The following is a 21193-nucleotide window of genomic DNA, read 5'->3' as shown; positions in this document are numbered from 1 at the left end:
CCTCACACTTTGGCCACAATCGGGCGACCAAGCAGTCCCTGGGGACGGAAAATAAGGATCATCACCAGAAGCCCAAACGAGAACACATCTTTATAGTCCGAGTTCACCATGCCCGAGAACTGGGCTTCCGCCACGCCGAGAATAAGTCCGCCGAGCATTGCCCCGGGCAGGGAACCGATGCCGCCGAGTACCGCCGCGGTAAAGGCTTTGATGCCAATGACAAATCCGACGTAGAAATCAAAGGTGCCGTAATTCATGGTGATGAGCACACCCGCCAGACCCGCCATTGCCGCGCCGATGACAAAGACCAGCGAAATAATCCGATCTGTGTTTATCCCCAGAATGGAGGCCATTTTGCGGTCCTGTTGCACCGCGCGGCACATCCGTCCCAGGCGGGTATGGTTGATTATCCAGGTGAGGACCAGCATGCCGGCAAATGAAGCGACCAGAATAAACACTTTGGTATAGGTTATCTGAACGAACCCTTCCCCCAGATGCAGGCGAATAACGCCATCCAGCATGGTCGGAACCCCTTGCTGGCGCGGGCCCTGGCTCAACTGCGCGTAGTTTTGCAGAATAAGCGACATCCCGATGGCGGAGATCAGTGGCGCCAGGCGTGTGGAGTTTCGCAGCGGCTTATAGGCAATTCGCTCGATGGTCCAGCCGTAAACCCCGGTCACCACAATAGTGAAAACCAGCGTCCCGAGGATCAACAGAGGGAAAGACTGCAGGCCGAAGAATGACAGCAGCGCCAGGCCAATGGCGCAGAGATAGGCGGAAATCATATACACTTCGCCGTGGGCGAAATTAATCATGCCGATAATGCCGTAAACCATGGTGTAGCCGATGGCGATCAGGCCGTAGACGGAGCCCAGCGTTAAGCCATTAATTAACTGTTGCAGGAAGAATGTACTCATCTTAGCGCGCTCGTTTTTATAGGCTGCGCGACTTACGCAGCCTGATGTTTATTACGCGCCGACAGGCTGGCCTGCCGGCGTTGAGCGTGATTCCGTCCCGTTACTGCACTTCCTTATATTTTCCTTTGTCGTCCCACTGGTAAACCACGTAGTCAGACACTTTCAGATCGCCTTTGCTGTCCCAGGCTTTTTTGCCCATCACCGTGTCGACGGCATTGGCTTTCAGCCACTCGCTGGCTTTGGCAGAGTCCTTGCCACCGGTGGCTTTGAAGGCAGCAGCAATGGCCTGTACAGAGGCATAGGAATAGAGGGTGTAACCTTCGGGTTCGAATTTACCGGCGCGGAATTTCTCGATAACCGCTTTACCGTCCGGGATCAGGCGCGGATCTTTACCGAAGGTCATGTAAATACCGTTGGTGTATTGCGGGCCGCCCGCGGCGGTTACCATCTCTTCGTTGACAATACAGTCGCCGGAGAAGAATTTCGCCTGCACGCCCTGTTCACGCATCTGGCGAACCAGCGGACCGGCTTCCGGGTGACAGCCGCCGAAGAACACCACGTCCGGTTTTTGTGCACCGATCTTCGTCACCAGCGCGTTAAAATCTTTTTCACCGCGCGAAAGTCCCTCATACATCACATCCTGAACCCCGCGTTTCGCCAGCGCCGCTTTGGTGGCGTCAGCCAGACCCTGACCGTAGGTGTCTTTATCGTGAATGATCACCACACGTTTGGCTTTCAGCTTGTCGATGATGAAGTCGCTGGCGACCTGGCCCTGCTGGTCATCGCGTCCGCACATGCGGAACATGTCGCTCATACCGCGTTCCGTAATCAGCGGGTTGGTCGAGCCGGGAGTGATGGCAATAATCCCCGCATCGCTGTAAACCTCGGAGGCGGGCATGGTGGAAGAGGAGCAGAAGTGGCCAACCACGGCGTTGACTTTATCCTGGTCCACCAGACGGTTAGCAACAGCCACAGCCTGTTTCGGCTCGCAGGCGTCATCCCCCTGAACCAGTTTGATCTTCTCCCCGTTAATGCCGCCAGCAGCATTAATGTCTTCAGCGGCTTGCGTTGCGCCGTGCCAGTACTGATCGCCATAGGTGGCATTGGGGCCTGTGAATGGTCCGGCGACACCAATCACAATATCTGCCTGGGCGGAAAATGCGGTCACCAGGCAACCGGCCAACACAAGAGAAAGAGGCGTTCTGATAAATTTCAGCGACATTATTATGTTCCTTAGCAAAGAGGTTTTTGCACCACGGCGTATACCCAAACGCCCGACGGCGCAGCCAGTCCAAAACACGAGCAAGAACAAAATGCACTAAACGAACAAGATCCAGACTGCATCCTGCGTGATACGGCGAGGTTTCCATGCGCAACTTCGCGCGAAGAACATTAAGCAAAAACGTTGCCAGAATGGTTAACCCATTGATGGGTTTGCGACATGTTTGAGTATAGAGCCCCGTGTTATGTCGCCTTGCGGGAGGAGAAGAAATTACAGCGGAGATCACATATCGTTAACAATAAAGCCCATAAGTTGTGCAGGAGTCACGATTTGCACGTTTTTGCAGCAATAAAGACCTAAACTTCAACCCGGAAAGGTGTGCGATATGTGGTAGGATCCTTTCCTTTTTATCAGGAGTGTCAGCGATGACTGAAGGCCCATTGAATGAAAGCGAAATGGAGTGGCTTGAAGAGACATTAATGTCTTACGGTCACGACGATGCGTCCGTGATTGACGTCTCCGAACTGGACGGCATGCTTACCGCAGTGCTTTCTGGCCCCGTTGTCGTCGAGCCCGATACCTGGCTGGTGGCGGTGTGGGGTGGCGAGAAATACATTCCACGCTGGAAAAACGATCGTGAGATGAACCGTTTTATCGATCTCTGCTTTAAGCATATGAACGATATCGCCGAGCGCCTGAGCGAATACCCGGATCAGTTTGAACCGATGTTTGGTTACAACGACGTGGACGGTGAAAGCTATACCGTTGTGGAAGAGTGGTGCTATGGCTACATGCGCGGCGTGGCGCTGACGGACTGGTCTGCCTTGCCGGAAGATCTAAAGGCCGATCTGGATGTGATTGCGCTGCACGGTACGGAAGAGAACAGTGAGAAACTGGATGCGCTGACAGAAGAGGAATATAAAGCCAGCATTGAAAGCATCCAGCCTGCGGCACTGCGTTTGTACAATTATTGGGTGAACAACCCGCAGCAACCGGAAGCGAAGAAGCCGATTGTGAATGGGGCGAAGGTCGGGCGTAACGATCCGTGTCCTTGCGGTAGCGGGAAGAAGTTTAAGAGCTGCTGTTTGCACTGATAAAAAAGGGGCTGATGATAGCCCCTTTTTTAGTTACCCCACTTCCGGCAGCATTCCCGCTGCAATCAAAACCTGCACCAGAATAATCACCACGCCACAGCCAAATACAATACACAGCAGCGGTTTTCCCCCCGCCACGCGATACCCTTGCTGAGGATGTTGCTGACGGCTCTTCCATGCCAGCAGGGAAGGGAGCAACAGGGCAAGGATCGACAGTGCCACCCCCGCGTAACCCAGCGCCATCACAAACCCGCGCGGGTAAAACAGCGCAAAGGCCAGCGGTGGCAGGAAGGTAATTGCGCCCGTCTGCAACCGGCCAGCCGCGGTATTGCGACGCTGGAACAGGTCAGCCAGGTAATCAAACAGGCCCAGCGCAACACCCAGGAACGACGTGGCCAGTGCCAGGTCGGCAAACAGGTGTACCGCCAGTTCCACATGTGGAGAGGTCACAACCTCGCGCAGTGCCAGCAGAAAACCATTCAGGCCAGCGTGTTGCGCCATCAGTCCAATAAAGGTCGAAGAGTCAATGCTGCCCAGCGTCACCAGTTGCCAGAAAATATAGGCAATCAGGGGGATTGCGCTGCCGATAACAAAGACACGGCGCAGCTTGCGAATATCGCCGTTCATATAGCTGACAATGCTCGGCACGCTGCCGTGAAAACCAAACGAAGTGAAAATGACCGGGATCGCGGAAAGCGCCAGCCCTTTTTCCAGCGGCAGCGTCAGCAGGTTGACCTTGTGTACATGCGGCGCGAGCAGTACCAGCATCACAATCAGGAACAGAATTTTGGCGCTGAACAGAAAACGGTTAAACAGATCGACCAGCGATGTCCCCACGCAGACCACACCCCCGCCGATGAGTGCAAAGAAAATGGCGCCGGTTGCCGGGGTAATATCGGAGCCGAACCAGTCATTGACGCTGGAGGCGATGAGCTCCCCGGCGCCGCTAATATAGGCGGCAGTCAGAGCGTACATCAGGAACATCATGCTAAAGCCGGTTATCCACTGACCGTAGCGTCCCAGATAGCGTGCTGCAAGAGAACCCAGACCGGTGTCGGCTGGCACATGCTGATACACCTCAAGCAACAATAGTGCGGTGTAGCACATTAACGCCCAGAGCATGCCAAGTAGCAGCAAGGTCATCCCAAACCCCACGCCTGCGGCTGCCAGGGGCATTGCCAGCATTCCTGCTCCAATCGTCGTTCCGGCGACGATAAAAATACTTCCCAGGGTTCTGTTTTTCACGCTTTCCTCTACAACGATTCGTAATCGCGACAAAATCTGCGGCGCAGAGTAAGGGAAAAGCGGTAACTCGTCAAATCACCGTTACAAGTAGTGTAATGAAATGTTTACGAAATCGAGCGCTCTGCGATCATGCATGGGGCGTCATCCAGACGTAACGTTAATAAGGGGAACAGGAAATACAATGAGGGTTTTGATGCAGGGAATGTAAGTAAAAAAACGCGGCACCGATTTTCGGCACCGCGCTGGAATTAATTTTGCGTATCGAGGGTAGAAAGCTCTTTATCAATAAAGTAAAGACCTTCGCCAGATTTACCCACCAGAGATAATTTATCCAGGACGGATTTAAACAGCTTCTCTTCTTCGTGCTGTTCAGCTACATACCATTGCAGGAAGTTAAAGGTTGGATAATCCTGGCTGGTCATTGCCGCATGAACCAGTTCGTTAATTTTCTGTGTGATTAATTGTTCGTGCTCGTAGGTTGCGCGGAACAGTTCATCGAGAGAAGTGTACTCAGCAAACGGTGATGCCACGTTCTCAATGCGCGGCAGGGCGCCGGTATCTGTCAGATAATCAAACAGACGTTGCATATGGGTCATCTCTTCCTGAGCGTGACGACGCAAAAACGCAGCCGCGCCTTCGAAACTGTGGAAGCTGCACCAGGCGCTCATCTGCTGGTAGAGCAGGGACGAAAAAAGCTCAAGGTTCATTTGTGCATTGAGCTTGTCGATCATTTCAGTTTTCAGCATAGTGGCGCTCCTGGTTATTATTTCTGATTCACAATGAGCGATACTATAATTTGTTATTTAATTATTTGCAAAACGTAAAATTTTTATTTCTTTATTTAAAATACGAATGGGAATAAAACGCATTGACGATTTTTATATTTATTAATGAGAATTATTTTTGTTCGTAATGAAATAAACTGCCAGCAAACACTGGCAGTCCTGATTAATACCACGGATTATTTGACTTAGGGTTAACGGCAAAACCCATACATTTATACTGGATAGTCACGCTCTCGTTCAGACACAGAGAGCCGCTAATCAGCGTGCAGGTTTTGATGGGCTGGCCATAGGCAGAGGCGGTGGCATACCCCATGCTCTGACACGCTTTTACCGCCGTACCGTTATTCACATACTCATCAGAATACGCATTTTGTAGCGCCGCCTGGCCGTAGTCGAGGCGGACTATGCCGTTGGGCGCGTCGAGACTACTGACCTCAGCCTGGCGGTTAATGCTACACCCCGCGAGCAGCAGGATCGTGCCAGCTACGATGACTCTTTTCATGGTTCGCTCTGAATGGATGGAAATACGTTATCGTACCTGCAGATGTTTGCTGCAATGCCTGGAATAGCCGGACAATCTGCCCTCTCTCTTTGCAACGGGATGGAATTGAATGTAACCCGCATCCGGTACATTTAATATTGGCGGTTTTTTTGTACCTGTACGTGACGAAGGGGAGATAAAAGAGCCTGCGTTTTGCTACTATGGCGGCCTTTAAATAAGGAGAAAGCCCCCATGTCTCAAAACCTGAGTGCCGATCAGGAACTGGTCTCTGACGTTGTCGCCTGTCAGCTGGTTATCAAACAAATTCTTGATGTCCTGGACGTTATTGCGCCGGTTGAAGTGCGCGAGAAGATGTCAACTCAGCTGAAAAACATTGATTTCGCCAGTCATCCGGCAGCGGCTGATCCGGTTACGCTTCGTGCCATCCAAAAAGCCATTGCGCTGATTGAGCTGCGATTCACGCCGCAGAGTGAGTCTCACTGAAGAGTGGAAATGGGCGACAGTATTTGTCGCCCTTCAATGCCATCAGAAGAACGTCTGGACCAGCAGGTAGCTTGCCGCGCACGCACAACTTACACCAATCAGCCCTGGCAGAATAAAGCTGTGGTTGATGATAAATTTGCCGATGCGGGTCGTGCCTGAACGGTCAAAACCGATACAGGCCAAATCACTTGGATAGGTCGGCAGGACAAAATAGCCGTATGACGCCGGGAAAAAGGCGATCAGCATTTTCGGCTCAATACCCAACATCAGGCCCATGGGCGCAACGGCCGTCAGCGCTGCGGCCTGGCTGTTCACCAGCTTCGACACCAGAAACAGTACAATGGCATACGTCCACGGGTGGCTTTTCACAACGCCTTCCAGCGCCAGTTTTAACTCGTCAAGATGCGCCTGGAAAAAGGTATCACTCATCCACGCCACGCCGAACACCGAGAAGATCGCCACCATTCCGGCTTTGAATACCGCACCGTTAGAAATAGCAGAGGCATTGACCTTGCAGGCCATCAGCATTACGGCGCCTGCAATTAACATCATCATCTGAATGACAAGGTTCATCGACAGCGCCGTCATTTTGCCTTTCAGCTCAAAGGCGGGGCGTAATTCCGGGAATGCCCCCAGCAGCACCACTACGGCAATACCGGCAAAGAAAATCCACGTGGACCAGTAGGCTTGTTTTGGAAAACGTTGATTCATTAACGTCTCTGTTCCGCCATAGATAAACTCGCGCTGCTTTGGATCTTTAAGCTTCTCCTGAAAATCCATGTCGTCGGCCAGATCTTTCCCGCGCCGCAAACTCCACAGGGCAGCGATGGCTACACCGAAAAGTGAAGCAGGAACTGACACTGCAAGTATTTCAAGGATGCCCCACGCATGGCCAATTCCATGCTGAGCGCCCAGGATGGACACCAGCGATACAACGGCAACGGAAACCGGTGATGCCGTAATCGCCATCTGCGAGGCCACGGATGCTACCGCCATTGGACGTTCCGGGCGGATCCCTTTTTTCAGGGCGATATCTGCAATGATCGGGAACATGGTGTAGACCACATGTCCGGTACCACACAGAAAAGTCAGCATCCAGGTGGTAAAGGGGGCGAGAAGTGTGATGTGCTGCGGGTGTTTACGCAGAAGGCGCTCTGCAAATTGCATCATGACATTGAGACCGCCTGCGGTCTGCAGAGTAGCAGCACAACCAATCACCGCGAGGATGGTCAACATGACGTCAACCGGGGGCTTGCCAGGTTGCAGCCCAAAAACAAAACACAAAATAAAAAGCCCAATACCGCTTATTAACCCCAGCCCCATACCGCCGAAACGTGTACCTGTCAGCAGGCAGAGGAGAATGACAACAAACTCGATGGTGATCATGATGCTCCCTCGTCAATGATTATGTAATTAAATAAATCATTACATGTTGTGTGGATAATCATTGGGAGCAAGATCTGATTTGTTAAATTTCAGCAAAAGCAGAAGGTTGGCGGTGAGATAGGAAACCTGCGCCCGGACGGGAGCAGGTTAAAAGGGATCAGTGATGTTGCACCGTCACAATGTCGAGCAGGTGACGGTCAGTTTGTTCCGGGCATAACCCTGCCTGTCGCGCATTGCGCAGTTCATCCGCCAGTATCTTCAGCAGCATGCCGTCCTGCTGCTGTTCTTTGTCCATGTCGCGTAAGAATTTAAGGGTGGTAGTGTCTTGCTGCGCTTTGGCTTCATCGGCCAGTTTACTGAGAGTGGTGCAACGTTGCTCATACTCTTCAAGCGTTTTCTGGAACAGTTCTTCCAGGGAGGAGTAGTCATCATTAATGGTATCAAGGGCTTTAACAACAGGATTGGCGCCAACGGCCTTCATGAAGTTAAAGACGCGCATCATGTGCGTGACGTTACTTTGTGCCTGAGTACGGAAAAATGTTGCTGAACCCGTAAGACTGTTCTCAGCACACCACGCACTTAAGTGAAGGTGCAGATTGGACGCATAGAACTCAAGGTTCATCTGCGCATTTAGTTTTTGCATCATCGTTGGGGTAGCCATACTCATATCCTTATTGACTGTGGGACGAGATGTCCGCTGCTTAACCTGAGCGTCAGGCATTGACGAAGAACTCGCAGATATACAATTTCCGCAGTATCTAAAATCGACCTAAAATTCACTTCCTGTGTTCGATATAAATAAGCATACCCTTGTCTCCGGGGTAAGAAAACTCCTAAGCACCTTATTTTTACCATACATTACAAAAATTAAAATACTACAAATTTGCAAATGGATTTTCATAAAGTAAATAAAGCATAAACCATTGATAATTAATTGTTATTTTAATTTGTGGCATGCTAATGTTCTTCCGTAAATATTAAGTCGGAATAATGCTCTGAGAAAAAATGAAATACGGATTATTCATTGCGAATATATGATACGCGGGAAAAATTGCGCTAAATCAATTTCTGCAGAATAACAGTCTGATGTGGTTCCCGCGCATTTGTGATGAAACGCAGTTTGATCTTTTTTTTCGTTGGTTGCCATTTTTCCCGGCGGACGGTGTCAGGGATTTCTTAGCTAATCTTATGGATAATTCTGCTTAACCCTCTTTCATTTGTCTGACAAATCCTGCCTTTTTTATGTCATTTTTCGCTGAATTTATGTACGCAATTACTGTAATTCTGCGGTGTGATGGGGCTCTCTTATGGATGATTAATTTCCCGCTAAAACTATCACCAGCAATAACGCTTATGACGAGGTAAGCGCTAATGCCTTGTTTTAAGTCCGATTAAATTAGAAGCACGCACATATTCCCTACAGAAAAGAATGCTAAAGCTGGAGTTTACCATGCACAAATTTACTAAAGCGCTGGCGGCCATCGGTCTGGCTGCCGTTATGTCACAATCCGCTATCGCTGAGAATTTAAAACTCGGTTTTTTGGTAAAACAGCCCGAAGAACCCTGGTTCCAGACTGAGTGGAAATTCGCAGATAAAGCCGGAAAAGATTTAGGTTTTGAAGTGATTAAAATCGCCGTGCCTGACGGTGAAAAAACCCTGAATGCCATCGACAGCCTGGCGGCCAGCGGTGCGAAAGGTTTCGTTATCTGCACACCCGATCCAAAACTGGGATCGGCAATCGCGGCGAAAGCGCGTGGTTACGACATGAAGGTCATTGCGGTTGACGATCAGTTCGTTAACGCCAAAGGCAAACCGATGGACAGCGTCCCTCTGGTGATGATGGCGGCGACCAAAATCGGTGAACGTCAGGGCCAGGAACTCTATAAAGAGATGCAAAAGCGCGGCTGGGATGTGAAAGAAACCGCCGTGATGGCCATTACTGCGGACGAACTGGACACGGCTCGCCGCCGTACTTCCGGTTCCATGGAAGCGCTGAAAGCAGCCGGCTTCCCGGAAAAACAGATCTACAAAGTCCCCACCAAATCCAACGATATCCCGGGTGCTTTCGACGCCGCGAACTCTATGCTGGTTCAGCATCCGGAAGTGAAACACTGGCTGGTGGTCGGGATGAACGACAACACCGTGCTGGGCGGGGTACGCGCGACGGAAGGACAGGGCTTCAAAGCACCTGACGTGATTGGGATCGGCATCAACGGCGTTGACGCCGTCAGCGAACTGTCCAAAGCGCAGGCTACCGGTTTCTATGGCTCTCTGCTGCCAAGCCCGGACGTTCACGGCTACAAATCCAGCGAGATGCTCTACAACTGGGTAACCAAAGGGGCTGAACCGCCGAAATTTACCGAAGTGACCGACGTGGTGTTGATCACCCGCGACAACTTCAAAGAGGAACTGGCGAAAAAAGGATTGGGCGGTAAGTAATTCGCTGTGATTGTGCCCCTCATTCCTGTGAGGGGCCAGATGTACACACTACTGGAATCACGGAGACGTTATGCAACAGTCTGAGCCGTATCTCTCTTTTCGCGGCATCGGTAAAACTTTCCCCGGTGTTAATGCGCTGACCGATATCAGTTTCGACTGCTATGCCGGCCAAGTTCACGCCCTGATGGGGGAAAACGGCGCGGGAAAATCCACGCTGTTGAAAATCCTCAGCGGTAACTACACGCCGACGACCGGCACGCTGGCTATTCGCGGAGACGAGGTGGCGTTTGCCGATACCACGGCGGCGCTCAACGCCGGGGTAGCCATTATTTATCAGGAACTGCACCTCATCCCTGAGATGACCGTGGCAGAAAACATCTATTTAGGACAGCTTCCGCATAAAAGCGGCGTGGTGAATCGTTCGCTACTTAATTATGAAGCGGGGCTGCAGCTTAAACATCTTGGCCTGGACGTTGATCCTCAGACGCCACTGAAATATCTCTCCATTGGTCAGTGGCAGATGGTTGAAATTGCTAAGGCGCTGGCGCGTAACGCCCGAATCATAGCCTTCGATGAACCCACCAGTTCGCTCTCCGCGCGGGAAATCGAAAATTTGTTCCGTGTGATCCGCGAATTGCGTCAGGAAGGCCGCACCATTTTGTACGTTTCGCACCGTATGGAAGAGATATTCGCCCTGAGTGATGCCATTACCGTCTTTAAAGACGGACGCTATGTACGCACCTTTACCGACATGAAGCAGGTTAACCATGACCAGCTTGTTCAGGCGATGGTTGGCCGCGAGTTGGGTGACATTTATCACTGGCAGCCGCGCGAGTATGGCCCTGAACGCCTGCGTCTGGATAGCGTAAAAGCGCCAGGCGTGCGTACGCCAATCTCCTTGTCAGTACGCAGCGGTGAAATCGTCGGACTGTTTGGCCTGGTGGGGGCGGGGCGCAGCGAGTTGATGAAAGGGTTATTCGGCGGTACCCGGATTACCGAAGGTCAGGTTTCCATTGACGGCGAGCGGGTAGATATTCAGAAACCGGCCCACGCGATCAGGGCGGGGATGATGCTCTGCCCGGAAGACCGTAAAGCGGAGGGGATTATTCCTGTTCATTCGGTGCGCGATAACATCAATATTTCCGCCCGCCGTAAGTTTATCCGCGCCGGTTGCCTGATTAACGATAGCTGGGAGTCGAGCAATGCCGACCATCATATTCGTTCGCTGAATATCAAAACGCCTGGCCCGGAACAGCTGATCATGAATCTCTCCGGCGGAAACCAGCAGAAGGCTATTTTAGGCCGCTGGCTGTCGGAAGATATGAAGGTCATTTTATTAGATGAGCCAACGCGCGGTATTGATGTGGGGGCAAAACACGAAATTTATAACGTGATCTATGAACTGGCAAAACGCGGCGTGGCGGTGCTCTTCGCCTCCAGCGATCTGCCGGAGGTGCTTGGCGTAGCCGACCGCATTGTCGTGATGCGTGAAGGTGAAATTGCCGGTGAATTACTTCATGAACAGGCGAATGAACAACAGGCGTTGAACCTCGCCATGCCTAAAGTCAGCCAGGCTGTCGCCTGAGTAAGGAGTTAATGATGTCCTCTGTTACTACATCCGGAGTGCCGAAGTCGGCTTTCAGTTTTGGACGCATCTGGGATCAGTACGGCATGCTGGTGGTCTTTGCCGCGCTGTTCCTCGCCTGTGCGATCTTTGTTCCTAATTTTGCCACTTTCATTAATATGAAAGGGCTGGGGTTGGCCATTTCCATGTCAGGGATGGTGGCCTGCGGCATGCTCTTCTGCCTGGCCTCCGGCGATTTTGACCTGTCGGTGGCGTCCGTTATTGCCTGCGCGGGTGTGACCACGGCAGTGGTGATCAACATGACTGAAAGCCTGTGGATCGGCGTCCTGGCCGGTCTGTTACTGGGCGTCATCAGCGGTCTGGTCAACGGTTTTGTCATTGCGCGTCTGAAGATAAATGCCCTGATCACCACGCTTGCCACAATGCAAATTGTCCGAGGCCTGGCCTATATTATTTCCGACGGTAAAGCGGTGGGGATTGAAGACGAGCGCTTCTTTACGCTAGGTTACGCCAACTGGCTCGGTCTGCCTGCGCCTATCTGGCTGACCGTAGCCTGCCTGATCCTGTTCGGCTTCCTGCTTAACCGGACCACCTTTGGCCGTAATACGCTGGCGATTGGTGGCAATGAAGAAGCGGCGCGTCTGGCTGGGGTGCCGGTCGTGCGAACCAAGATTATTATCTTTGTGCTCTCGGGGCTGGTTTCTGCCGCCGCGGGCATTATTCTGGCATCACGCATGACCAGCGGCCAGCCCATGACCTCTATCGGTTACGAGCTGATCGTCATTTCGGCCTGCGTTTTAGGGGGCGTTTCCCTTAAAGGCGGCATCGGAAAAATCTCATATGTGGTGGCCGGTATCCTGATCTTAGGGACGGTAGAGAACGCCATGAACCTGCTGAATATTTCCCCGTTCTCTCAGTACGTGGTTCGTGGCCTGATCCTGCTGGCAGCGGTGATTTTCGACCGTTACAAGCAAAAAGCGAAGCGTACCGTATAACGCTTTTTCCCGTCTTTTATTGCTCAACTTATAACCTTAGTTGACCCCTTAACCGCCTCGCCAGTAAAACTGGCGGGGCGGTTGTCAAATGGCGAGCCACGTCACACTGTCTATACTTACATGGCTATGAAAGAGGTAAAGGCGTTTACCTTTCGCAAACCGTAAGGAGGAAAAGGGTGGCTGACTTGTTAACCGCACCGCCTGTACTGTCCGGACACTATGCTTTCTTTTTTGATCTCGACGGCACGCTCGCCGGGATAAAACCGCACCCCGATCAGGTGGCTATTCCGGATGCGGTATTACAGGATTTGCATCAGCTCTCGCTTATGAATGAGGGAGCACTGGCATTGATATCAGGGCGCTCAATGGCCGAGCTGGATATGCTCGCCAGTCCTTACCACTTTCCGCTGGCCGGTGTACACGGAGCGGAGCGCCGCGACATCCATGATCAAACGCATATCGTTTCACTTCCCGATGCACTCACACAACGTCTTCAGGAGAAACTTTCTGCTGCGCTGGCAGAACTGCCGGGCACAGAACTGGAAGCTAAAGGCATGGCCTTTGCTCTGCATTATCGTCAGGCCCCACAACATGAAGAGCGCGTGCTTGCCCTTGCCAGAGAAATTGCGAATGCGCACCCGCAACTGGCGTTACAGCCGGGTAAATGCGTGGTGGAGCTAAAACCGCAAGGGATCAATAAAGGCGCGGCCATCACCGCGTTTATGGCGGAGGAACCTTTTAAGGGCCGGACGCCCGTTTTCTTTGGGGATGACCTGACCGACGAAGCAGGGTTCCGCGTGGTGAATCAGGCCCGAGGGATCTCCGTTAAGGTTGGGCCCGGCGACACTGTTGCCCAATGGCGGCTGGTGGATGTCGCCAGCGTCTGGCAGTGGATATCTGACATCGCTAACCAGCAACAACAACAAATAGCGCAAAACCAAGGGGGAAACCATTATGGGTAGCTTAGTCGTCGTCTCTAACCGAATCGCGCCGCCTGATGATAAAAAAGTCAGCGCGGGTGGCCTGGCGGTAGGGGTGTTAGGTGCCTTAAAAGCTGCAGGCGGGCTGTGGTTTGGCTGGAGTGGTGAAATCAGTGAAGACGAAAAACCGCTCAAAAAAGTGACGCGCGGAAATATTACGTGGGCATCGTTCGCGTTAAAAGAGAAAGACTATGACGAGTATTACTCGCAGTTCTCGAATGCCGTTCTGTGGCCTGCATTTCACTACCGTCTTGACCTGGTTAAATTCCAGCGTGAATCCTTCGAAGGCTACACGCGAGTCAACGCGCTGCTGGCGGATAAACTGCTGCCTTTAATCGAAGAAGACGATATTTTATGGATCCACGATTATCATCTGCTCCCCTTTGCCAGAGAATTGCGGGAAAGGGGCGTAAATAACCGGATTGGTTTTTTCCTGCATATCCCGTTCCCGACACCGGAGATTTTTACGGCGTTACCACCCCATGAAGCGTTGCTGGAGGCGCTATGTGATTACGATTTGTTGGGCTTCCAGACTGAAAATGATCGCCTTGCGTTTTTGGATTCTGTGTCAGGCAAAACGCGCCTGCTGACCAAAGGTGGAAAAACGCATACCGCATGGGGGAAAACATTCCACACCGAAGTGTATCCGATTGGGATTGAACCCGACGAGATTGCGGAGCAGGCCGCCGGGCCATTGCCATCAAAGCTGGCGCAGCTTAAGAATGAACTTAAGCATGTGAAAAATATCTTCTCGGTAGAGCGACTTGATTATTCCAAAGGGTTACCGGAACGCTTTCTGGCATATGAAACGCTGTTGGATAAATACCCTCAACACCACGGTAAAATTCGCTATACGCAGATAGCACCAACGTCGCGCGGCGAAGTTCAGGCCTACCAGGACATTCGGCATCAGCTGGAGACAGAAGCGGGGCGCATTAACGGCCGCTATGGCCAACTGGGCTGGACGCCGCTCTTTTATCTGAATCAGCACTTTGACCGTAAAATCCTGATGAAAGTGTTCCGCTATGCAGACGTTGGCCTGGTCACGCCGCTGCGTGACGGGATGAACCTGGTGGCGAAAGAGTATGTGGCGGCCCAGGATCCTGCCGACCCGGGTGTACTGGTACTTTCACAGTTTGCCGGAGCGGCAAATGAACTCACTTCAGCGCTTATCGTAAATCCTTACGATCGGGATGATGTGGCTAACGCCCTGAACCGCGCCCTGACAATGCCGCTTACAGAGCGCATTTCCCGGCATGCCGAAATGATGGAGACGATCCGTAAGAACGACATTAATCACTGGCAGGCGAATTTTATTCAGGATTTACGTGATATCGCCCCGAAAAGTAAGGATGGTGATCTGCAAAAAAAGATCTCGACATTTCCTAAACTCGCCTGATTTTCTACTGGGGGATTAATCTCCCCCAAGAGGTACTAACAGCACATCGACCTGACTTGAAGCAACAATAGATTTCGCCGCACATGCCGCGCGCGATAAAAAGCTATGGTTGTGGTTCCCGCATATCACTAAATCAATATTCTGTTTACGACACATGTCAAGAATATGTGCATTAAGTTCTCCCGTTGCAATAACGGTCTCATAAACAGGATATTGTGCCTTTTCAGCCAGCTCCCGCAGAAATTGCTGTGTTTCTTCCTGAAGTACCTCCCGAATATCTTCAAGCATAGGGGCTGCCAGCTGGTTATACATTTCGGGTTCGGCCGCGAGAGTGATGAGGCTGATGCGGGCATTATGGGGCCTGGCAATGGAAACTGCCCGGGCGACAAGCTGATGGCTTTCGGGTGAAACAGCAACAGAAACAAGAAGATGGGAGTAACTCATGGTGCACTCCTTAGATGTCTGACAGACTGCGTCTACCCACCTTTACCGCGAATCCCCTGGTTCTGCAAGAGTTGAATACGACATTAGTGTGAAGCTTATCATAATTATTCATTAATTATTCTTATAAGAAGAATAACTGAAAAATACGCCTAAATGAAAAAAATTAACAACTTAACGTAAATCACACAATTTTACTCTTCCACTATTAAATCATTTTAACGCGTTATAAACACAATTCGAATGATCACATACTGAAACATTTTTTTGAGCGTTACGCATAAGTATATGTTTTTTCGAGGTAAGAAAAATGTATCCAGGACATTCTCGGGATGTGAACGATTGCAGACACCGGGAATGACAGGCAAAGCACGTGATATGCCAGTTATGTTCACCCTTCTGCATGAGTATTCGGCATTTAAGAATACAAAACAGTACTGATTGTTCGATATTTGAACAAATTACAAGTCATACTGATGGATTTATGGGTGATATTCACTTAAATTATGTGACGTGGATCACATTTTTTTTAAATTTGAGGAAGGCTGCATTGTATGTATCAAATCTGACGAGTAGAGTTTGCGTCGAATTAGGAAAAATCTTAGTTATTTGTAAGAAATGATAAAAGATGTAAGAGGCGCAACGGCGTTTCTTCTCTTGCGTGTATCAAATGAATACAAACCTAAATTCAACTATGCATTTGGCCTTTTCTTTTTTATACCGGGTGATTTCCCGGCGACATCACGGGGTGCGGTCTTTCCGCATAAAAATAATAGTTGGTTATTCGGGATGGGAACAATGCATACATCCGAGTTGCTAAAACATATCTATGACATCAATTTGTCGTATTTACTGCTCGCGCAGCGTTTGATTAGTCAGGACAAGGCGTCCGCGATGTTTCGTCTGGGTATTAACGAAGAAATGGCAACCATGCTGGGGGGGTTAACCCTCCCTCAGATGGTTAAACTGGCCGAAACGAATCAGCTGGTTTGTCAGTTCCGTTTCGATGATTCACAGACAATAACGCGTCTGACGCAGGAATCCCGTGTTGACGATCTTCAACAGATCCATACCGGTATACTTCTCTCCACTCGCTTGCTTAACGAAATCAGCCAGCCTGATGACGCAGCCCGTAAGAAAAGGGCCTAGCAATGAGCGAAAAAAGCATTGTTCAGGAAGCGCGTGACATACAGTTGGCCATGGAGCTGATTACACTGGGTGCTCGTTTACAAATGCTGGAAAGCGAGACTCAGTTGAGCCGTGGTCGTCTCATCAAACTGTACAAAGAGTTACGTGGTAGTCCCCCGCCGAAAGGCATGCTGCCGTTTTCTACCGACTGGTTTATGACGTGGGAGCAGAACATCCACGCATCCATGTTCTGTAACGCCTGGCAGTATCTTCTCAAAACCGGTTTGTGTAGCGGCGTTGACGCTGTGATCAAAGCGTACAAACTTTACCTTGAACAATGCCCACAGCAGGAAGATGGTCCACTGCTGGCGCTGACCCGCGCATGGACGCTGGTGCGTTTTGTTGAAAGCGGAATGCTTGAACTGTCGCGCTGCAATTGCTGCGATGGCAATTTTATTACCCATGCTCATCAGCCTGCAGGCAGCTTCGCCTGTAGTTTATGTCAGCCTCCATCCCGTGCAGTAAAAAGACGTAAACTTTCCCGGGATGCTGCCGATATTATTCCACAACTGCTGGATGAACAGATCGAACAAGCTGTTTAACCCGAACGTGTGGGCAAGATTCCAGCAGCGGTAAGCAATTACCGCTGCTTTTTTTTACCCCGCAAACGGTAAACGCTGCGAACTGAACGTCCTTGCCATAGTCACTAGCGGAAGGATGATGTCGTGCTTATCTTATTAGGTTACCTGGTAGTTCTCGGTACAGTTTTCGGCGGTTACATGATGACCGGCGGGCACCTTGGAGCACTCTATCAACCGGCTGAACTTATTATCATCGGCGGCGCAGGGGTAGGGGCTTTTATCGTTGGTAACAACGGTAAATCGATCAAGGGCACGCTGAAAGCGATTCCATTGCTGTTCCGTCGCTCGAAATACACCAAAAGCATGTATATGGACCTGCTGGCGCTGCTTTATCGCCTGATGGCGAAGTCACGTCAACAGGGGATGTTCTCTCTTGAACGCGATATCGAAAACCCGAAAGAGAGTGAAATTTTTGCCAGCTATCCGCGCATTCTTGCCGACGCCATGATGCTGGATTTCATCGTCGACTACCTGCGACTCATCATCAGCGGCAATATGAACACCTTCGAAATTGAAGCGCTGATGGACGAAGAGATCGAAACCCACGAAAGTGAATCCGAAGTGCCGGCCAACAGCCTGGCGCTGGTGGGCGACTCCCTTCCTGCGTTCGGTATCGTTGCCGCTGTCATGGGGGTTGTTCACGCCCTGGCCTCGGCGGATCGTCCTGCCGCTGAGCTGGGCGCACTGATCGCCCATGCGATGGTGGGTACCTTCCTCGGTATTTTGCTGGCGTATGGCTTCATCTCTCCGCTGGCAAGCGTTCTGCGCCAGAAGAGCGCGGAAACGACTAAAATGATGCAGTGCGTGAAGATCACGCTGCTCTCTAACCTCAACGGTTATGCGCCACCGATCGCGGTTGAGTTTGGCCGTAAAACGCTTTACTCCAGCGAGCGTCCGTCGTTTATCGAGCTTGAAGAACACGTGCGTGCGGTGAAAAACCCAAACCAACAGACGACAACTGAGGACGCATGAAAAACCAGTCCCATCCGATCGTCATCGTAAAAAAACGCAAGCATAAGGGCGGCGGGCATGGCGCACACGGCTCGTGGAAAATTGCGTACGCCGATTTTATGACTGCAATGATGGCGTTCTTTCTGGTGATGTGGCTGATCTCCATCTCCAGCCCGAAAGAACTGATCCAGATTGCGGAATATTTCCGAACGCCGCTGGCGACGGCGGTGGCCGGTGGGCCTCGCATCTCTAACAGCGACAGCCCAATCCCGGGCGGTGGCGATGATTACACCCAGCAGAAGGGTGAGGTGAAAAAAGAGCCGAACATCGACGAGCTGAAAAGAAAGATGGAGCAGGCGCGCCTGAAGAAACTGCGTGGCGATCTCGATCAGCTGATTGAGGCAGATCCAAAACTGCGCGCGCTGCGTCCGCATCTGAAAATCGATCTGGTACAGGAAGGGTTACGTATCCAGATTATTGATAGCCAGAACCGCCCAATGTTTAAGACCGGGAGTGCGGAAGTTGAGCCGTACATGCGCGATATTTTACGTGCTATTGCGCCGGTGCTGAACGGCATTCCTAACCGAATCAGCCTGTCAGGACACACGGATGATTTCCCGTATGCCAGTGGAGAGAAGGGATACAGCAACTGGGAGCTTTCTGCCGATCGTGCCAACGCCTCGCGTCGCGAGCTGGTGGCCGGTGGGCTTGATGATGGCAAGGTACTGCGCGTGGTCGGCATGGCAGCAACCATGCGCGTCTCCGACCGCGGGCCGGATGACGCCATCAACCGTCGTATCAGTCTTTTAGTGCTGAACCAGCAGGCGGAGCAGGCCATCCTGCATGAAAACGCCGAAAGTCAGAATGAGTCACTGGACGATTTAAAACAGCCTGGGGCCGTTCCTTCGGCTGCCGTTCCAACATCGCCACCAGCCAATCCGAGGTGATAGCGTGAGCATGGATATTAGCGATTTTTACCAGACATTCTTTGATGAAGCCGACGAGTTGTTGGCCGATATGGAGCAACACTTGCTCGATTTGGTGCCTGAAGCACCAGACTCTGAGCAGCTTAATGCCATCTTCCGTGCGGCGCACTCCATTAAAGGCGGAGCCGGAACGTTTGGATTTACCATCCTGCAGGAAACGACCCATTTGATGGAAAACCTGCTTGATGAAGCACGACGCGGTGAGATGCAGCTCAATACCGATATTATCAACCTGTTTTTGGAAACCAAAGATATTATGCAGGAACAGCTCGACGCCTATAAAAGCTCGGCAGAGCCTGATGCCGCCAGCTTTGAATACATCTGCAATGCGCTGCGCCAGCTCGCGCTGGAAGCAAAAGGTGAGGTTGCAGCAGCCGTTGTTCCGGCCGCAAAACTGAGCGTTGTCGATGCCGTTGCCGCCCAGGAGTCTGCCCCTGCCGAAGCACAAGCGGGCAAATTGCGCGTTGTGCTGTCACGCCTGAAAGAGAATGAAGTTAACCTGCTGGAAGAAGAGCTGGGTAATCTGGCGACATTAAGCAATGTGGTAAAAGGCAAAGACAGTCTTGCTGCGACGCTTGATGACGGCATTGGCCAGGACGATATCGTGGCGGTGCTGTGCTTCGTCATTGAAGCCGACCAGATTGCCTTCGAAACCGAAACAGCCGTTGTCGAAACGCCAGCAGAAGAGGTCGCTGTTGTTGCTCAGAGTACTGCACCGGCCGTTGTGCCTGCGGCTCCGGCGCTGAAAGCCGTGCCAAAAGAGGCTGCGGCGCCAGGCCGTGGTGAAAAACCGGCTGCGCGTTCCAGTGAATCCACCAGCATCCGTGTTGCCGTTGAGAAGGTTGACCAGCTGATTAACCTGGTGGGCGAACTGGTCATCACTCAGTCAATGCTGGCACAACGTTCAAACGAACTGGACCCGGTCACGCACGGCGATCTGATTACCAGCATGGGGCAATTACAGCGTAATGCCCGCGATCTGCAGGAATCGGTCATGTCCATCCGAATGATGCCGATGGAATATGTCTTCAGCCGCTTCCCGCGTCTGGTCCGCGACCTTGCCAGCAAACTGAATAAACAGATTGAACTGACCCTGATGGGCAGCTCAACCGAACTGGATAAGAGCCTGATCGAGCGCATTATTGACCCGTTAACACACCTGGTGCGTAACAGCCTCGACCACGGTATCGAACTGCCGGAAAACCGCATTGCCGCCGGGAAATCTCCGGTCGGCAATCTGATCCTCTCTGCGGAACACCAGGGTGGGAACATCTGCATCGAAGTGACCGATGACGGTGCGGGCCTTAACCGTGAACGCATCCTGGCAAAAGCGATTTCGCAGGGGATGGCGGTCAATGAAAACATGACCGACGAAGAAGTGGGCATGTTGATCTTTGCGCCAGGCTTCTCGACTGCGGAACAAGTGACCGACGTGTCCGGGCGCGGTGTGGGCATGGACGTGGTGAAACGTAACATCCAGGAGATGGGCGGTCACGTTGAGATCCAGTCTAAGCAGGGCTCTGGCACCACCATTCGCATCCTGCTGCCGCTGACGCTGGCAATTCTGGACGGTATGTCAGTCAAAGTGGCAGACGAAGTCTTTATTCTGCCGCTGAACGCCGTGATGGAATCGCTGCAGCCGCGTGAGGAAGATCTGCATCCGCTGGCGGGTGGCGAGCGTGTTCTCGAAGTGCGCGGTGAGTATCTGCCGCTGGTGGAACTGTGGAAAGTGTTTGAAGTGGACGGGGCGAAGACAGAGGCCACGCAGGGTATCGTTGTGATCCTGCAAAGTGCGGGCCGTCGCTACGCGCTGCTGGTTGATCAGCTGATTGGTCAGCACCAGGTGGTGGTGAAAAACCTCGAAAGCAACTACCGCAAGGTACCAGGTATTTCTGCCGCGACCATTCTGGGTGATGGTAGCGTGGCGCTGATCGTCGACGTATCGGCGCTTCAGGGATTAAATCGTGAACAACGTGTGGCGTACACAGCCGCCTGATTAAGTAGAAGGTAATA

General features: G+C 51.7%; 20 protein-coding genes. 12 read left to right on the top strand and 8 right to left on the bottom strand.

The window, feature by feature from the left end; all coding sequences use genetic code 11:
• Positions 1-2: 2 nt before the first annotated feature.
• Complete coding sequence (locus JGF26_RS14165) at positions 3-917, bottom strand: branched-chain amino acid ABC transporter permease (RefSeq protein WP_028018589.1); 915 nt, start codon at positions 915-917, stop codon at positions 3-5.
• Positions 918-1017: 100 nt separating this feature from the next.
• Positions 1018-2139: a branched-chain amino acid ABC transporter substrate-binding protein gene (locus JGF26_RS14160; protein ID WP_028021355.1), complete on the bottom strand. Its 1122-nt coding sequence runs from the start codon at positions 2137-2139 to the stop codon at positions 1018-1020.
• Between the two features lie 425 nt (positions 2140-2564).
• Between JGF26_RS14160 and JGF26_RS14155 the strand changes: the two genes are divergently transcribed.
• Positions 2565-3233 carry a YecA family protein gene (locus tag JGF26_RS14155; RefSeq protein ID WP_028018591.1) on the top strand — a complete coding sequence of 223 codons (669 nt, stop codon included), beginning with the start codon at positions 2565-2567 and terminating at the stop codon, positions 3231-3233.
• 33 nt (positions 3234-3266) lie between these two features.
• Here the strand turns inward: JGF26_RS14155 and tyrP are convergent, their stop codons facing one another.
• The 3 genes from tyrP to yecR form a co-directional block, all read right to left on the bottom strand.
• Positions 3267-4478 (bottom strand): tyrosine transporter TyrP, encoded by a 1212-nt coding sequence (tyrP, locus tag JGF26_RS14150; protein ID WP_114979694.1) that lies wholly within the window; start codon positions 4476-4478, stop codon positions 3267-3269.
• Between the two features lie 248 nt (positions 4479-4726).
• Positions 4727-5224 carry a non-heme ferritin gene (ftnA, locus tag JGF26_RS14145; RefSeq protein ID WP_028018593.1) on the bottom strand — a complete coding sequence of 166 codons (498 nt, stop codon included), beginning with the start codon at positions 5222-5224 and terminating at the stop codon, positions 4727-4729.
• 202 nt (positions 5225-5426) lie between these two features.
• The gene (gene yecR, locus JGF26_RS14140; RefSeq protein ID WP_128347508.1) at positions 5427-5765 is read right to left on the bottom strand and encodes a YecR family lipoprotein; all 339 of its coding nucleotides are present in this window, start codon (positions 5763-5765) and stop codon (positions 5427-5429) included.
• 231 nt (positions 5766-5996) lie between these two features.
• Here yecR and JGF26_RS14135 point away from each other — a divergent pair, with 231 nt between their 5' ends.
• Entirely contained in the window at positions 5997-6248 is a 252-nt protein-coding gene (locus JGF26_RS14135) for a DUF2766 family protein (protein ID WP_028018595.1), read from the top strand.
• A 42-nt stretch (positions 6249-6290) separates the two neighbouring features.
• Here the strand turns inward: JGF26_RS14135 and JGF26_RS14130 are convergent, their stop codons facing one another.
• Both JGF26_RS14130 and JGF26_RS14125 read right to left on the bottom strand, forming a co-directional pair.
• Positions 6291-7634, bottom strand: coding sequence for an anaerobic C4-dicarboxylate transporter (locus JGF26_RS14130; protein WP_028018596.1), 1344 nt, complete (start codon positions 7632-7634; stop codon positions 6291-6293).
• 157 nt (positions 7635-7791) lie between these two features.
• A complete protein-coding gene (locus tag JGF26_RS14125) occupies positions 7792-8295 on the bottom strand; it encodes a non-heme ferritin-like protein (protein WP_028018597.1) in 504 nt (167 codons plus the stop codon).
• Between the two features lie 789 nt (positions 8296-9084).
• Between JGF26_RS14125 and araF the strand changes: the two genes are divergently transcribed.
• The 5 genes from araF to otsA all read left to right on the top strand — a co-directional run bounded on the left by araF (position 9085) and on the right by otsA (position 15033).
• Entirely contained in the window at positions 9085-10074 is a 990-nt protein-coding gene (gene araF / locus JGF26_RS14120) for an arabinose ABC transporter substrate-binding protein AraF (protein WP_134708042.1), read from the top strand.
• A 70-nt stretch (positions 10075-10144) separates the two neighbouring features.
• Positions 10145-11659, top strand: a complete 1515-nt coding sequence (gene araG, locus JGF26_RS14115) for an L-arabinose ABC transporter ATP-binding protein AraG (protein WP_134708043.1) — start codon at positions 10145-10147, stop codon at positions 11657-11659.
• A gap of 14 nt (positions 11660-11673) precedes the next feature.
• Positions 11674-12654, top strand: a complete 981-nt coding sequence (gene araH / locus JGF26_RS14110) for an L-arabinose ABC transporter permease AraH (RefSeq protein ID WP_032666953.1) — start codon at positions 11674-11676, stop codon at positions 12652-12654.
• A gap of 176 nt (positions 12655-12830) precedes the next feature.
• The gene (otsB, locus tag JGF26_RS14105) at positions 12831-13616 is read left to right on the top strand and encodes a trehalose-phosphatase (protein ID WP_134708044.1); all 786 of its coding nucleotides are present in this window, start codon (positions 12831-12833) and stop codon (positions 13614-13616) included.
• Complete coding sequence (gene otsA, locus JGF26_RS14100; RefSeq protein WP_134708045.1) at positions 13609-15033, top strand: alpha,alpha-trehalose-phosphate synthase; 1425 nt, start codon at positions 13609-13611, stop codon at positions 15031-15033. Before otsB ends, otsA begins: the two co-directional genes overlap by 8 nt.
• A 15-nt stretch (positions 15034-15048) precedes the next feature.
• On the opposite strand, the gene uspC is transcribed toward otsA, so the two are convergent.
• A complete protein-coding gene (uspC, locus tag JGF26_RS14095) occupies positions 15049-15477 on the bottom strand; it encodes a universal stress protein UspC (protein ID WP_028018602.1) in 429 nt (142 codons plus the stop codon).
• Between the two features lie 795 nt (positions 15478-16272).
• Between uspC and flhD the strand changes: the two genes are divergently transcribed.
• The 5 genes from flhD (at position 16273) to cheA (ending at position 21176) form a co-directional block, all read left to right on the top strand.
• Positions 16273-16623, top strand: a complete 351-nt coding sequence (gene flhD, locus JGF26_RS14090; RefSeq protein ID WP_023312264.1) for a flagellar transcriptional regulator FlhD — start codon at positions 16273-16275, stop codon at positions 16621-16623.
• A gap of 2 nt (positions 16624-16625) precedes the next feature.
• Entirely contained in the window at positions 16626-17204 is a 579-nt protein-coding gene (gene flhC / locus JGF26_RS14085) for a flagellar transcriptional regulator FlhC (RefSeq protein WP_010432486.1), read from the top strand.
• Positions 17205-17327: 123 nt separating this feature from the next.
• On the top strand, positions 17328-18215 hold the full coding sequence (gene motA, locus JGF26_RS14080) for a flagellar motor stator protein MotA (RefSeq protein ID WP_008500417.1): 888 nt from the start codon (positions 17328-17330) through the stop codon (positions 18213-18215).
• A complete protein-coding gene (gene motB, locus JGF26_RS14075) occupies positions 18212-19141 on the top strand; it encodes a flagellar motor protein MotB (RefSeq protein ID WP_028018604.1) in 930 nt (309 codons plus the stop codon). Before motA ends, motB begins: the two co-directional genes overlap by 4 nt.
• A gap of 4 nt (positions 19142-19145) precedes the next feature.
• On the top strand, positions 19146-21176 hold the full coding sequence (gene cheA / locus JGF26_RS14070) for a chemotaxis protein CheA (RefSeq protein WP_049006612.1): 2031 nt from the start codon (positions 19146-19148) through the stop codon (positions 21174-21176).
• Positions 21177-21193: the final 17 nt, after the last annotated feature.

This window comes from Enterobacter sp. E1, assembly GCF_016809815.1.
Classification (GTDB): Bacteria; Pseudomonadota; Gammaproteobacteria; order Enterobacterales; family Enterobacteriaceae; genus Enterobacter; species Enterobacter adelaidei.
The sequence above is the reverse complement of the archived record's forward strand: the minus strand, read 5'-3'. Positions and strand labels throughout refer to the sequence as shown.